Genomic DNA, 15,006 nt, shown 5'->3' with positions numbered 1-15,006 from the left:
TAATTTTGATGTGGTTAGGTCTCTGGCTGGCGTTAATCAGCCTGGCGGCAGGTGTTGCCATGGGTCTGAACCTGCCCCTGGTGCTTCCCCAAGCCTATGCCAAGTATATGTCGGTAGCCGCCCTGGCTGCCCTGGACTCGGTGTTTGGGGGTATCCGTGCGGCTATGGAAGAACATTTTGACAATACCATTTTTATTACCGGTTTCTTCAGCAATGCTCTTCTGGCTGCAGGTTTAGCCTTTTTTGGGGAAAGGTTGGGAATGGACCTCTACCTGGCTGCCGTAGTGGCATTTGGGGTAAGGCTGTTCCAGAATTTAGCGATCATTCGCCGCTATCTCCTAAAAAAATAACTTTAATAAAAAGGGAAATTTTTTTCAATGTGGAATCTTAACAGGACAAGTAATGATTGGGCGGGAGTTGCCGGGTTGGCCAAAAAGAGCCCTATTACACTGGCCGGCCTTGACATAGGCACTTCGAAGACGGCTGTGGTCATCGCGCAAGTAAGAAGCGGCTTCCCCCAAATACTTGGGTCGGCGGAAGCTCCGAGTATAGGTGTGAGCAAAGGATGTGTAACCAGCCCCGAAGCAGCCGCTAAAGCAATCTTACAGGCGCTGGAGCAAGCGCAAAGGCATGCCGGGACCAGCAGGCCATCAACTGCATATGTGAGCTTTAACGGGGATACGACAGCTGTAAAGAACTGCCTGGTGGACCTTAAACCAGGGAGATACTCTGCCGGCCGCAGCAAGCGCAACGGCCTTCAGTCTGTACCGGCTGGTTTGGCGGAAGGAGACAGCGCCCTTCAACTAATTCCCCCCAGAGACCTCCCTGGCCGGTCTGTATTTGAGGTGGAAGCGGGAGCCAGGGTGGTTACAGCGCCAACCCGCAATATCAAAGATATATCTAAAGCCGTCCACCTGGCCGGTTTAAAGGTTGAGGATGTGGTATTCGGTCCGGTGGCCGCTGGGGAAGCACTGTTAACGACGGCGGAGAAGGAATTCGGTACTATCCTCATCGATATTGGCGCCGGTACCACCTCCGTAAGCATTTTTGACCAGGGCTCGCTAAGGGAAACTGCGGTTTTTCCAGTAGGAGGCGAACACCTGGCAAGTGATTTGGCCATTGGCCTGCATACTTCCCTGAACCAGGCGGTAGAAATACTCAGTGATTGCGAGTTATCCGGGTCCGGGGATAATAAGTTGGATCTGGCAAATTCGATTATCGAAGCCCGCCTCTCAGAGATCCTGCATTTAACCGCCAGTGTGATTAAAAGCTTCCAATACCCCGGACTTCTGCCGGGTGGCGCTGTTTTTAGCGGAGGGGCGCCTCTGTTAGGAGGTTTTGCCCCGTTTGCTGAAAATATACTTCAGATACCGGTAAGGGTAGGGGACATCCAGGTTGACGGGCAGCCACTGAGTCTCAGCCTGGCCAATGCTTTTGGTCTGGTTAAGTACGGCGCGCAGCGCTTGACCGGCTCCGGGTTGAGACTGGCAGCAAACTGTGAACCAGGCGCATTGATGGACAGGTTGATCAAATGGTTGCAGGGTAGAATGAAAAACGGGAGCAGGCTGTAAGCCCGCTCGTTGGTTATATGAAATAAATCGGGTCCTTGCAGATACCACTAAACCTGGTGAGTGATAACAGAGGAGGACAAAAGTATGCTTGATTTTGAGCTTGACCTTGACCAGTTTGCCAACATAAAGGTGATAGGGGTCGGGGGTGGGGGCAACAACGCGGTAAACCGGATGATCAACGCCGGGCTCAAGGGCGTGGAATTTATCGCGGTTAACACCGACGCCCAGGCGCTTTTCCTGGCCCAATCCAACCACAAGATTCAAATTGGCTCCAAACTTACCAAGGGACTGGGGTCTGGAGGCAATCCCGAAATTGGACAGAAGGCAGCCGAGGAAAGCCGTGATGAAATCCTGCAGGCTCTTAAAGGCGCTGATATGGTATTTGTTACAGCAGGTATGGGCGGCGGAACGGGGACAGGGGCCGCGCCTGTAGTTTCTGAGGTGGCCAAGGAACTGGGCGCCCTGACAGTAGGGGTGGTAACCAAACCTTTTACTTTCGAGGGCCGTAAGAGAGCCACGCAGGCCGAAAGCGGCATTGAGGACTTAAAAGCAAAGGTGGATACCTTAATAACCATTCCCAACGACCGGCTCTTACAGGTAATCGAAAAGCACACTTCCATCGTGGAGGCCTTCCGCATCGCTGATGATGTCCTGCGTCAGGGGGTCCAGGGGATTTCCGACCTCATTGCTGTCCCCGGCCTGATTAATCTGGATTTCGCAGATGTTAAGACCATTATGAGGGAAACCGGCTCAGCTTTGATGGGCATCGGCACAGCCAGTGGTGAAAACAGGGCTACCGAGGCGGCCAGGGCTTCCATATCCAGCCCTTTGCTGGAAACCTCCATCGAAGGAGCCAGGGGTGTTTTACTTAATATAACCGGGGGGACCTCCCTGGGGTTGTTTGAAGTCAATGAAGCGGCGGAGATTATCGCCCAGGCGGCAGATCCCGACGCCAACATTATTTTTGGCGCGGTAATTGATGAACGCATGGAAGAGGAAGTAAGAGTTACCGTGATAGCAACCGGCTTTGACCAGCGGGTACCCAAAAAGGATCGTACCAAGGTTGAACTGGAAATTAAGCCGTTTTCCAGCCATGACGACCTTGACATCCCTGCCTTTCTGCGGCGCCGCTAAGAAATACATAGGGTTTGTGCTGCAACAGGACTAATGTTATGTATGGATGAGTTGGCAGTAGCATGAAAAGAGTATTACCCGGTATGCCGTGACTTTGTTTTCAGCTGCAAAAAGCCTTCTAATGGCCGGAATATCTCCCGGCTTTTGGAAAGGCTTTTTTATTTTCAGCTCAATCTGTCCATAACAGCTCTTTAGCGCATCATCAAAAGGTATCCTGTCGATTTATTACTCCTGGCGGTTGTTGGTGTTCAATCAATATGGTAATTATTTACTGATCGCCAAACAAGGGACGACAAATTCCCAGGTGCCCCTGGTGTTATAATAGACATGGCTCTAATAATAACCAGATTGTCATAAAGTTATAAAAAGAGAATTATACTGGTAGCATAGGAAGATTTATATTTTAAGGCAGTTATTTTTTGGGGCCGGGGGTCTTAGTTGATGCCGGTTTATAAGGTCTACCTCGACCAGGTTTTCCTCGGCAACTTGGTTATGAATTATGCCATACTGTGGGCTGCCGCCAAACTCAGCCGGGTTCCTGTCCACACTGCGCGTTTGGTTGCCGGGGCGGCGCTGGGGGCTGCATATGCTCTGGCGGTCTTTATTCCCGGAGCAGGCTTTCTGCAGTCGGTATGGTTTAAGACCGTTATTTCCGCGGGAATTGTAGCGGTGGCCTTTTCCCCTGTAACCGTCAGGATGTTCCTGACCTGTCTGGGGTGCTTTTTCCTGGCTTCCTTTACCCTGGGGGGGCTGGCTATAGGAATAATTTTTTACCTTAATTCCGGCCGCTTGTCAAGTTGGGACGGCATTGGCAAAGTAATTGAAGGTAATTTTTGGCCGGGTATATTATTGGGACTAATAGCTCTTTGGGCAGCGGGCAGGGGTTTTGCGGCGCTCCTCAAAAAAGGCAAATTTGAAAACCTGTTCAGGATTCCTATCTTAATCAATTCCGGAGGCAAGCAGGTTAGGGTAGAAGCCCTCCTGGACACCGGGAACCAGTTAAAGGACCCCATGACTCAGAGTCCGGTAGTGGTAGTGGAGTACAACAGCCTGAAGTCTCTTCTGCCTGAACAGGTCCAGGCCGGTCTTGAGCGGGACGGGGAAGCGGATATCTGGAACATTTTAGGTTCTTTGAGCGAAAGCAGCCTCAGCTCACGCTTTAGCGCAGTGCCCTTTCAATCCCTGGGGCGCGCCAACGGGATGATGCTGGGTTTTCGCCCGGACGAGGTAGTTATTGAGAGGCAAGGGAAGTTGGCCAGACCTGGCCGTGTGGTGGTGGGCATATACCGTAATAAGCTTGATCCGGAAGGCTCTTATCACGCTCTGCTAGGACCAAATGTACTGGAACTGACCGGTTAACCGGTATATGTTTGAGATTTCAGCTTGAGTGCTGGTTAGGGGGGATTGGTTTGTCTTTAGGGTTCTTTGGCCGCATGAGGTGGCTTGTATACCTGGCCGTGCTCCGGCTGTTGGTCAGGCTCGGCTACCGCCCAAGGGTGTTTTATGTCGGTAGCAGTGAAGCGCTGCCTCCGCCATTAACCACCGATGAGGAATCCTTCCTGATTAACCGGCTGGAGTCAGGCGACGCGGCGGTAAGAAGCATATTGATAGAGAGAAACCTGCGCCTGGTGGTTTACATCGCCCGCAAATTTGAAAACACCGGGGTGGGTATCGAGGACCTGGTTTCCATCGGGACCATCGGCCTGATTAAAGCGGTAAATACATTTGATCCGGCTAAAAAGATCAAACTTGCGACATATGCTTCCCGCTGCATAGAAAATGAAATTTTGATGTACCTGAGAAGGAACAATAAGACTCGCGCCGAGGTGTCTTTTGACGAGCCGTTGAATATTGACTGGGACGGCAACGAACTCCTGCTGTCCGACGTTTTGGGTACGGAAAATGATGTTATTTATAAATATATTGAGGACGAGGTTGATAAAAAGCTTTTGCACCTTGCGCTGCAAAAGCTGACCGGCCGGGAGCGCAAAATTATGGAGCTCAGGTTTGGCTTGAACAACGGGATGGAAAAGACACAAAAAGAGGTGGCTGATATGCTGGGTATTTCTCAGTCATATATTTCCAGGCTGGAGAAAAGGATCATCAATAGACTTAAAAAGGAAATTCACCGTATGGAATAAAGGGCGTCAAAAGGTGGAAGAGCTTGGCCAAGCTTGATTTTTCCAGGAAGCCGGGTAAGTATAACGCCTAACGGTTTTCATGTAACCGGGGCGTTTTTGTTTGGCGCGGAGTAAATGTATATTTCAATTTTCCCATGGAAATAATGTGACTGGAAGCAAAACGCATACAGAACGAAAAAGAGGTGGTCAGCCTTTTATGCTGGTGAATAAGGTGGAGATCTGTGGTGTTAACACATCAAAGCTCCCGGTACTGACAGGCAGCCAGATGAAAGTTCTCTTTGAAACTATGCACAAGGGAGACCCCTCCGCCAGACCCCAGTTGATCAACGGCAACCTTAGACTTGTACTTAGCGTTATCCAGCGCTTCACAAACAGGGGAGAGTACGTGGATGACCTCTTCCAGGTTGGTTGTATAGGCTTGATGAAGGCTATTGATAATTTTGACCTTAGCCAGAATGTAAAGTTCTCCACCTATGCGGTGCCGATGATTATCGGAGAAATCCGCCGTTATCTTAGAGACAATAACCCTATCCGGGTAAGCCGTTCCCTGCGGGATGTCGCTTATAAAGCGCTCCAGGTAAGAGATACACTGGTTAACAAGCACTCACGGGAACCTTCTATCAATGAAATCGCCGTGGAATTAAAAATGCCCAGGGAAGAAGTTGTTTTTGCCCTGGATGCCATCCAGGAGCCAATTTCCCTGTTTGAGCCGATTTACCATGACGGCGGCGACCCGATTTTTGTCATGGACCAAATCAGTGACGAGAAAAACCAGGACTTGAACTGGTTGGAGGGTATAGCTATCAGGGATGCCCTGAGAAAGCTCAGCGACCGTGAAAAGTTAATCCTCAGCCTTCGTTTTTACGAGGGGAAAACCCAGATGGAGGTGGCCGAGGAAATCGGCATTTCCCAGGCACAGGTCTCACGATTGGAAAAAGCGGCGCTCAGCCACATGCGCAAGCATATATAAAATTATTCGGAATAATAAAGTGATACCCCAATAATGTGGATGCGAATTAAATGAAACATCCGAAAAGGCTTGACTTGCGGGCTTGGGGTTATCCGAAAGCGTTTCGGAGCACCTGGGTGCGTTCCTTAGCGCGTGCATTGCATGCATCAAAGCTTAAATAGCGCGTAGCTGCCAGATGGCAGTCTGCAGATGCGGTCGGTATAACTCTCTTGTTACACAAATGGGAAGCAGGGGGACGGTTCTTTTGCTTCCCTGAAAATAGCTGCACAACTGTTCAGCCCACAGAGCGAATCCAAAAAATACAAGGTGCGAATTAATTATGAAACATAGCATCGCAGCAGCTTGGCCTAAAATGTAGGTACGAATTCATTCGCACAGACCCACAAGGAATGCAATAGAAATCCCTTAAACTGCTACGCAGTTTTTGTGCGATTGAAATCGCTGAAAATGAAGGTAAAGCCATTTTTCATAGACCCGATAGGGATGCAGTATATACTTGTGCCCTACGCCCTACGGCTTACGCCTAGTAACTACGGGTGTCAAATTTAATCGCATAGTAGCTTTTGACCGGCGGCTATTTTTTAGCCGCTTAAATTATTTTTTGTTCAGATGCAGGTTATTTGAACATATAAATATGATAGGGGGTGGCATGGATGGTAAAGATATCTGACCTGCGGGCGCGGGAGATAGTTAACATAGTTGATGGACGAAGGCTTGGCTTGATTAAGGACATCGAGATAGACATGGAGGAGGGACGGGTTACCGCCTTCATCCTGCCTGGTGATGGTGGCGGCGGCAAGTTCCTGGGCTTTCTTGGCAGAGAAGAGGAGCTTGTTGTTCCGTGGGAGAAAATCAAAAAAATAGGTATGGATGTAATTTTGGTTGAGGTCAACAACTTTTCTGATCCGAGGCATGAGTTTAAGATCAATTATTAGATTAGAAGGGAAGAAATAATCCAAAAGTGCAAAAGAGTAAATGTGAAGCTGGGTGGGGGAGCATATGCTCCCTAAATTATTTTTTTGGAATTGTTTACCGTTGGGTGCCTATTATCAATATATAGTATAATCTTAAAAGGCTCGTCCACTATATTATGTGTTTTCGGGCGGGGCCGGAGGGTTTGTTAAATACAGTCCGGGAGAGTGAGATTCCTATGATGTGCCCGTATTGCGCTTATGCCGACAGCAGGGTATTGGACTCCCGTCCTACTCTGGAAGGCAATTCGATCCGCCGCCGGAGGGAATGCGGCGGCTGCGGCAAACGGTTTACCACTTATGAAAAGGTGGATGAGCTGCCGCTCATGGTGGTAAAAAAAGATGGACGCAGGGAAGCGTTCAACCGGCAGAAACTGCTCTCCGGTCTGGCCAAGGCATGCCAAAAGCGTCCGGTTTCCACTGCGCAACTCGAAGCTGTGGTGGAGTTGATTGAAAGAGAGCTGCGCAATACCATTGAAAGGGAGGTAAGAAGCCATTATATCGGAGAACTGGTGATGAACCACCTGCGCGGGCTTGACGAGGTCGCTTATGTCCGTTTTGCCTCTGTTTACCGGGAATTCCGGGACGCTGAAAGTTTTATGGAGGAGTTAAAAAATCTTCTCAAGAAGAATGGCTAGTTGAAAGGGGACCAGGATTCATGTTTAAGACCATCCAGAAGAGGGACGGACGGATAGTTCCATTTGACGAATCTAAAATAACCGACGCTATCTTTAAAGCTGCCAGGGCCGTAGGCGGAGAGGATCGCCAGACTGCCATGGAGCTTACCATAGAGGTGCTGAAGCTCTTGAAGAAGCAGTATAACGGCAACCTCTTCGGGGTGGAGGACGTCCAGGACCTTGTAGAAAAGGTGCTTATTGAAGCGGGACATGCCCGCACCGCCAAGGCCTACATACTTCACCGCGACAGGCGGACGCGCATGCGGGACGCCAAGGGCGAATTAATGGACGCGGTGGAGGAGATCCTTGAGGAAACCAACCGGGAAAACGCCAACATCAGCAATTCTCCCTCGGCCAAGATGCTTCAGATAGCCAGCGCTGCCAGCAAGAGGTATTACCTGACCAGGCTTATCCCCGAAGAGATGTCTCTGGCCCACCAGCGCGGAGACCTGCACATCCACGACCTCGACTTCTACGGAAAGACATTGACTTGTGTGCCCGATTTTGAGTATACACTGATACGCGACAGCCAAGGTGAAGTTAAAAGAGTAAAATTTGATTTTTTCAATTGCTTAATTGATAAGTTGGATGCAAACGTTAATGTGATCGAGGGAGCAGAGGTATTAAATCTAGATGGTTACCAAATACTAGGCCGAGCCGGCTGGACCAAGATTAATAGTGTTATGCGTAGAAAATTACGTGAGGGAGAGAATTTATATAGGATTAAAACCAGGAAGGGACTGCCGTTGCATTTAACTGGTGAGCATAAGGTCCCTGTTATAAGAGTTGGAAAAGAAATATTAGTTCAGGTCAAAGATATCAAAAAGGGAGACCAGTTGCTTAATGGCGCCCGGGAGTTCGAAGCGTCTTCAGAAATACCTGTCTTAGATTTATTTGTTTCAAAACGAAAGGAAATTCCCTATGGTATAACAATTAGAAATGCACAGAAATTGATTCACTGGTTACGTTATAAGTATGATGATTTCAAATTCAAGCTGACCATTGGAACCAAACAAAGCTCTAAAGGTGGCAATTTCTTAAGCGGAGATGAGTACGCCAAACTCGCTGAAACTTATTATATTCCGTATGAAGTCAAGCAGCAGCTAACGGTTACTACCACAAAAGGAACCAAGAGTTTACCGGCTTTCCTGCCTATTACACCTGAATTGATGAGGCTGTTAGGGTATATTCTTTCCGAGGGACATATTAATATAGCAACATCAAACAGATCAATAGCTATAGTTAATCAGAACCCTGATATACAGGCTGATATTGAACATTGTGTTAATAGTGTCTTTAATGATCATACAACAGTTTTATATACAAGCAAGTTTAGAGATAAACAAAAAGGCAGGTTGTTGAATGGTTCGGTTTATACAGCCCTGTTTCGGTATGTGTTAGGAGCAAAGACAAATGAATTTAATATTGATATACCCAATTTTGTTATTAATGCTTCTACACAGCTAAAAGCTCATTTTCTACAGGGCCTTTTTGACGGTGACGGACATTATGGTAAAAATAGAATTGCATATAGTACAGTATCGGAACAGCTTGCTAGCAAGTTATCATTGCTGCTTCAAAGCATTGGAGTGGAAACTACCTTATACCACCGGGAGACCAAGGGAACGGGTTTAGTTGTCAACGGAAACGTTGTCACTACTAGGAATTATGATAGTTATACCCTAAATATCCTTGAAACTGTTAGTCTACAAAATTTCTTTGATAAAGTTCAATCGCTTAAGGATAATTCTAAGACGAAGGATTATGCTTTTTCAGTTCCAGGAAGGAATTTATGTCCGCAGGATGTGGTAGCAGTAGATGAGGCAACAGGTTATGATCGCTACGTATTTGACCTCGAAACTGCGGAGCACTGGTTTACCGTTAATGACTACGTTGTTCACAACTGCCTGCAAATCCCCCTCTTCAAGCTGTTGTCGGAAGGATTCAACACCGGACACGGCTATATCCGGCCACCCAAGAGGCCGTCAACGGCTACAGCGCTTGCGGCCATCATCCTGCAGAGCTCCCAGAACGACATGCACGGTGGCCAGTCGTATGCATTCTTTGATCGTGACATTGCTCCTTTTGTTCAGGAAGCATCGGACTCAGAAACCTATCAGGCCATGGAGGCTTTAATTCATAACCTAAATTCTATGCACAGCAGGGCCGGCGCGCAAGTGCCCTTTTCAAGCCTGAACGTCGGTACCGAGACCTCCGAACCTGCCCGGCGGGTAGTGAAGAACCTTCTGCTGGCGTACGAGGCCGGTCTTGGTCACGGTGAGAACCCCATCTTCCCCAATATCATCTTCAGGGTAAAAGATGGAATAAATTATAATCCCGGCGATCCCAACTACGACCTGTTCAAGCTGGCTCTCAAGGTGGCCGGCAGGCGGCTGAATCCCACCTTCAGTTTTATGGATTCCTCTTTTAACAGGGAGTACGGCGACCAGGTCAGCTATATGGGCTGCCGCACCAGGGTGATGGCCAACCGGCGGGGGCCTGCGGTGACCGACGGCAGGGGCAACCTGTCCTTTACCACGATTAACCTGCCGCGTGTGGCGATTATGGCCGAGCGGGATCTCTCCGATTTCTACCGCAGGCTTTCAGCCATAATGGGCCTTACCGTCCGCCAGTTATATCACCGTTACGGTGTGCAGTGCAAGCTGAAAGTCAAGGATATGCCCTTTATCATGGGACAGAAGCTATACCTGGAATCGGAAGGGCTAAAACCCGACGATCCTATTGAAGAGGCCATCAAACACGGTACACTTTCCTTAGGTTTCATCGGCCTGGCCGAAGCCCTCACCGCTCTTACCGGGCGCCACCACGGTCAGAGCGAGGAGTCGCAGGCTCTGGGCCTGGAAATAGTAGCTTTCATGCGCCAAAAAATAGACGAGGCCGCGGCGGAGTTCGACCTCAACTATACCCTGCTGGCCACTCCGGCTGAGGGACTGTCCGGGCGCTTTGTGAATTTGGACCGCAAGGAATTTGGGTTGATTCCCGGTGTCACCAACAAGGAATACTATACCAATTCTTTCCACGTGCCGGTCGATTTTCCGGTGTCCAGTTTCGATAAGATCCTTCTGGAGGCTCCGTACCATAAATACTGCAATGCCGGGCACATCAGCTACGTGGAGATGCCTTCGCCACCTGTGCACAACCTGGAGGCCGTTGAGACCATTATCAGGCACATGCATGATCACGACATGGGTTACGGGGGCATCAACTACCCGGTGGATTTCTGCGTCGGCTGCAACCTTACCGGGGTATTTAATGAGGACAACTGTCCACGCTGCGGTTCGGCCAACATCCGGCGGGTGCGCCGCATCACCGGTTATCTAAGCACTACTGATCGCTTCAATGACAGTAAGTTAGCCGAACTTAAGGACCGCGTCACACATAGATGAGGACAGGTCGTAGGGCGTAAGGCGTTGGGCGTAGGATATACTGCATTTCTAAGGGGTCAAAGATAAGATTAGCTTTTTAAAGAGATGTGATGAATAATGGAATTAAGGATAGCGGGGATAATTAGCGAAAGTGTGGTGGACGGGCCGGGCTACCGTTTTGTAGTCTTTGCGCAGGGCTGCAGGCACGCTTGCCCCGGCTGCCACAATCCACATACCTGGGATCCGGCAGGCGGTACCGCCGTCAGGGCGGAGGAGTTGCTGGAACAGGTTAAGGCCGCCAGGATGCTCAAGGGGATTACCATCACGGGCGGGGAACCATTTCTCCAGCCGGCGCCGCTGGCCTGGCTGGCGCGGGAGGTTAAAAAGCTGGGACTGGATGTGGTCACTTACTCAGGGTACACCTGGGAAGACCTGCTGGCAATGTCGCAGAAGAAGAAGGATGTAAAAGAACTGCTCCTTAGCTCAGACTACCTGGTGGACGGTCCTTTTATCCTGGCGGAAAAGGATCTGGAACTTCCCTTCCGTGGATCGAGTAACCAGAGGATACTGGACGTGCCCCAATCTCTCCAGGCGGGCAGGCCGGTAAAAGCTTATTTTTCTTGAAATGAATTTTAAGCGGGTACGTCTAAAATGACTGTACCCGCTGTTCAATTTCATGCAGGAGACCTAAAGTTGTGTATGTTCCAAGAATTTATCTAAATACCTTAAAGAGTATGAATCAGCCAGTGTTCTTTGTGGTTTCATCGCAATAGACCCATAAATAGCCAATAATATCATTCTATATGGATATATATGGTTATTATGTCATGGTTTATCCGCTCTCTTCCTAATACATTACACTACACCTGATTATTACTATTCGAGTAACCTTTTTCTTTATACAGCAATAGAATAAAAAAAATGTTTCTATATGTATTAGGAAGGAGTGAAATGAATGGCTATAAGCTACACGGTGCAGACAGGCGACACATTGTTCCTGATCGCTCAGCGCTATGGTACCACCGTAGAAAGAATAGTACAGGCTAATAATCTTGCCAACCCCGACGTGATTAGTATTGGCCAGGTTCTTACCATCCCCGATGTTGGGGATAATGGTGAGGGAGAAGGCATAACCCAGGAGGAGGGTAGCGCAAACGAATCCAGGAGTATAGGAGGGCTTCTTTATACCTTATCAACCGACAGGAGGACATATGGGCAGGGTGAATCAGTAAGAATCACCCTTACCAAGAGAAATATAACGAATAGGACCATTGTGCTCCGCTACAGGACCACGCAACGGTTTGAATTTGTAGTAAGACGAGGGACAGAGCTGGTCTGGAGATGGTCTGACGGCCGGAGTTTTGCCCAGGCGACGGCCACGGTTAGACTGGCGCCGGGTGAAAGCCAGGTGTTTCGGGCTACATGGAACCAGAGGAACACCCGCGGACGGCAGGTTGCTCCCGGGAGCTACACCATCGAGGGTAGGAATGTGGCAACAGGCCTGGCTGGCCAGGCGGTATCTACCAGGATTAGAATCCGGGGGGTAGCGCCGACTCCAACACCGACTCCCACGGCTACGCCTTGTCCTGACGTCAATATCCTGGTAAACCCCAGTTTTGAAAGATGGCCTAACCCGCAATCACCGCCTACCGGTTGGACCGGCAGCAACCTTAGCCGCAGCACCCGCTCCCTTTCCGGCAACTACGCTGTGGAGATGGGCGCGGCCAGCGGAGAGAGAGCTGTTCTGGCCCAGAGAGTGGATATCGAGGCAGGCAGATTATACGACCTAATTTGGCGGGCTGCGGAACATATCAGGGGTATTGGCGCCGGCAGGTTTGTCCTGTTGGTAGAAATTTTTTATTATGACCGGGCCGGCACTTTTGTAGGCAGGACTGAACCCAGGTACTCGCAGGAGAATATTCCGAATGACCGGTACCAGCGCTACAGCATCTCCACCGGACGCGTCCCGGCGGGAGCCAGGGTTGCCGAGGTCAGGTTTAGTTTTGAGCCGTCTGGTAATAACACAAATACGGTACTGATTGATGATGTGGAACTCCGCTGCCGTTTTTAGAGGAATTTAAGGAATCTAATTGGTAGCATGTTGGCGGAGTGTAAGTTTACTCTAATGGTATGAGCGAAAGGAGACAGACATTCTGCCTCCTTTACTGTTATTACGAATGACCGCAAGAGCTGCAGTTGCCCGAGCTGCAAGAGCCGCATTTTGAGCTCGAGCTCCTTCCACCGCCTGCTCCAGCAGCGAAAAAGGAAGACATTACGCGGGTGAGACCAAGCTTTTCGCATTGGGGGCACTTCAGGTTTCCCCCGCTTTCCCCAATCGGGCACATTTTTTCCATGCGGCTGCCGCAATTGCCGCACCTGAACTCATAGATAGGCATTTCAGACATCCCTCCTGTGGGTCTTACCTTACTTGAGAGTTGCGAAACGACACTTTTAGATTAAGCCCGGCTAATCCCTGTGTCAAGAGCGCTCTAGACTTTTTGTCGATAAAAAGAGGGTTTTTGCATGCAGGAGGGGAATATTTTTAGGTTAAACGAAATTAATCTAAACCACGGAGGATAACTGATGAAACTGCGATTTCTTGGGGCGGCAGGTACGGTAACCGGCTCATGTTTTCACTTGGAAACCGCACAGTCAAGCATACTGGTTGATTGCGGCTTGTTCCAGGGCACTAAAGATATCAGGGAACGCAACTACGGAAGCTTCCTGGTACCGCCTCGTAATATAGACGCTGTCCTGATTACCCATGCCCATATCGACCATTGCGGCCTATTTCCCAAACTGGTGAAATATGGCTTTCAAGGCAGGGTATACGCCACTTACCCTACTGTTGAGCTCATGAAGGTGCTTTTGCCCGACTCCGGCCATATCCAGGAGATGGAAGTTGAGCGAAAAAACCGCAAAAACCGCCGTGCCGGCCGTCCGCTGCTGGAGCCCATTTACACTGTCAACGAGGCCTATCAAAGCCTTTCAAACCTGCAGGGTGTCGGGTATAAAGAGAGTATCCAGGTTGCGCCGGATATACGGGCGCGCTTCGTGGATGCCGGTCATATTTTGGGTTCGTCCATGATCGAACTTTGGGTTCAGGAGAACGGCAAGGAGATCAAGTTGGTTTTTTCCGGTGATATCGGTAACAATGCGCAGCCCATTGTTAAAGACCCTTCCACCATTGACACAGCCGACTACCTGATTATGGAATCAACTTACGGAAACCGCCTGCATCATGAGCTGCAGGATGAAATAGAACTACTTCGCGAGGCTATCCAGGATACTTATCAAAAAGGCGGCAACTTGATTATACCTGCCTTCGCGGTAGAGCGTACCCAGGACCTTTTGTATCATTTAAGCTTGTTGATTGAACAAAATAAGATCCCTCCCATGCCCGTATATATTGACAGCCCTCTGGCTGCGGCTGCCACCGGGATATTCCAAAACCATCCGGAGTACTACGATCAAGAGACATCCGATTTGATCAACAGGGGCGGCAGCCCTTTCCAGTTTCCCGGCATTAAATTCACCCAGACCGCAGAGGAGTCCAAAAGCCTGAATAATATTAGCAGGGCTATAATCATTTCCGCGAGCGGTATGTGCGATGCCGGCCGGATCAGACACCATCTCAAGTATAATCTCTGGCGCCCGGAAAGCACGGTGCTTTTTGTGGGCTACCAGGCGGAAGGCACCTTGGGCCGGCAAATTGTGGACGGGGAGAAAAAGGTGCGTATTTTTGGAGATGATATAGCTGTGAAAGCCGATATCAGATTTATAGATAGTTATTCAGCCCATGCCGATCAGGCCGGACTGATCGCCTGGGTCAAGAAATTTAGCGTGCCACCGGGGGAAGTCCTATTGGCGCATGGTGAGCCGGAGTCTACCAACACCCTGGCCGGCCTGTTGCGGGCGGAAGGTTTGAAGGTGACCGTACCGGAATGGCGGCAGGTTTTGGAACTGCTTCCGGGCAGCTATATGAAGGCCGCTCTTGACCCGGTTCACACGGCTATCTTCGCCCTGGACGAAAAAATTAAAACAGCTCTGGCGGCAGGTATTGAAGAATCGCGCAAGGATGAACTCCTGCGCCGGATTGCGGAGCTCCAGCAATTTGTCGAAGAAAATGCAAGAAAATAGCCCACAGGAAAAGGGG

General features: G+C 49.6%; 13 protein-coding genes. 12 read left to right on the top strand and 1 reads right to left on the bottom strand.

Annotated features, from left to right (window positions below):
* Nucleotides 1-8: 8 nt before the first annotated feature.
* The 11 genes from Psch_RS14095 (at nt 9) to Psch_RS14045 (ending at nt 12,921) form a co-directional block, all read left to right on the top strand.
* Nucleotides 9-350, top strand: a complete 342-nt coding sequence (locus Psch_RS14095) for a small basic family protein (RefSeq protein WP_190258860.1) — start codon at nt 9-11, stop codon at nt 348-350.
* A 75-nt stretch (nt 351-425) separates the two neighbouring features.
* Nucleotides 426-1,571: a cell division protein FtsA gene (locus tag Psch_RS14090; protein WP_190258534.1), complete on the top strand. Its 1,146-nt coding sequence runs from the start codon at nt 426-428 to the stop codon at nt 1,569-1,571.
* Between the two features lie 84 nt (nt 1,572-1,655).
* Nucleotides 1,656-2,705: a cell division protein FtsZ gene (gene ftsZ / locus Psch_RS14085; protein ID WP_190258533.1), complete on the top strand. Its 1,050-nt coding sequence runs from the start codon at nt 1,656-1,658 to the stop codon at nt 2,703-2,705.
* Between the two features lie 441 nt (nt 2,706-3,146).
* A complete protein-coding gene (gene spoIIGA / locus Psch_RS14080) occupies nt 3,147-4,064 on the top strand; it encodes a sigma-E processing peptidase SpoIIGA (protein WP_190258532.1) in 918 nt (305 codons plus the stop codon).
* 74 nt (nt 4,065-4,138) lie between these two features.
* On the top strand, nt 4,139-4,846 hold the full coding sequence (gene sigE, locus Psch_RS14075) for an RNA polymerase sporulation sigma factor SigE (protein ID WP_134216649.1): 708 nt from the start codon (nt 4,139-4,141) through the stop codon (nt 4,844-4,846).
* Between the two features lie 196 nt (nt 4,847-5,042).
* Nucleotides 5,043-5,816 (top strand): RNA polymerase sporulation sigma factor SigG, encoded by a 774-nt coding sequence (sigG, locus tag Psch_RS14070; RefSeq protein WP_134216587.1) that lies wholly within the window; start codon nt 5,043-5,045, stop codon nt 5,814-5,816.
* Nucleotides 5,817-6,469: 653 nt separating this feature from the next.
* Nucleotides 6,470-6,751 carry a YlmC/YmxH family sporulation protein gene (locus Psch_RS14065; RefSeq protein ID WP_134216586.1) on the top strand — a complete coding sequence of 94 codons (282 nt, stop codon included), beginning with the start codon at nt 6,470-6,472 and terminating at the stop codon, nt 6,749-6,751.
* A 215-nt stretch (nt 6,752-6,966) separates the two neighbouring features.
* The gene (nrdR, locus tag Psch_RS14060) at nt 6,967-7,425 is read left to right on the top strand and encodes a transcriptional regulator NrdR (protein ID WP_134216648.1); all 459 of its coding nucleotides are present in this window, start codon (nt 6,967-6,969) and stop codon (nt 7,423-7,425) included.
* Between the two features lie 20 nt (nt 7,426-7,445).
* A complete protein-coding gene (gene nrdD / locus Psch_RS14055) occupies nt 7,446-10,871 on the top strand; it encodes an anaerobic ribonucleoside-triphosphate reductase (RefSeq protein WP_190258531.1) in 3,426 nt (1,141 codons plus the stop codon).
* A gap of 96 nt (nt 10,872-10,967) precedes the next feature.
* Entirely contained in the window at nt 10,968-11,474 is a 507-nt protein-coding gene (gene nrdG, locus Psch_RS14050; RefSeq protein ID WP_190258530.1) for an anaerobic ribonucleoside-triphosphate reductase activating protein, read from the top strand.
* A 331-nt stretch (nt 11,475-11,805) separates the two neighbouring features.
* Nucleotides 11,806-12,921 (top strand): DUF7974 family protein, encoded by a 1,116-nt coding sequence (locus Psch_RS14045; protein ID WP_190258529.1) that lies wholly within the window; start codon nt 11,806-11,808, stop codon nt 12,919-12,921.
* A 100-nt stretch (nt 12,922-13,021) separates the two neighbouring features.
* On the opposite strand, the gene Psch_RS14040 is transcribed toward Psch_RS14045, so the two are convergent.
* Nucleotides 13,022-13,246 carry an FmdB family zinc ribbon protein gene (locus Psch_RS14040; protein ID WP_134216583.1) on the bottom strand — a complete coding sequence of 75 codons (225 nt, stop codon included), beginning with the start codon at nt 13,244-13,246 and terminating at the stop codon, nt 13,022-13,024.
* Nucleotides 13,247-13,433: 187 nt separating this feature from the next.
* On the opposite strand from Psch_RS14040, the gene Psch_RS14035 reads away from it, so the two are divergent.
* Entirely contained in the window at nt 13,434-14,990 is a 1,557-nt protein-coding gene (locus Psch_RS14035) for an MBL fold metallo-hydrolase RNA specificity domain-containing protein (RefSeq protein ID WP_190258528.1), read from the top strand.
* Nucleotides 14,991-15,006: the final 16 nt, after the last annotated feature.

Source organism: Pelotomaculum schinkii (assembly GCF_004369205.1).
Lineage (GTDB): Bacteria > Bacillota > Desulfotomaculia > Desulfotomaculales > Pelotomaculaceae > Pelotomaculum_C > Pelotomaculum_C schinkii.
Note: the sequence above shows the minus strand (reverse complement) of the source record. Positions and strands in the feature narration are given on the sequence as shown.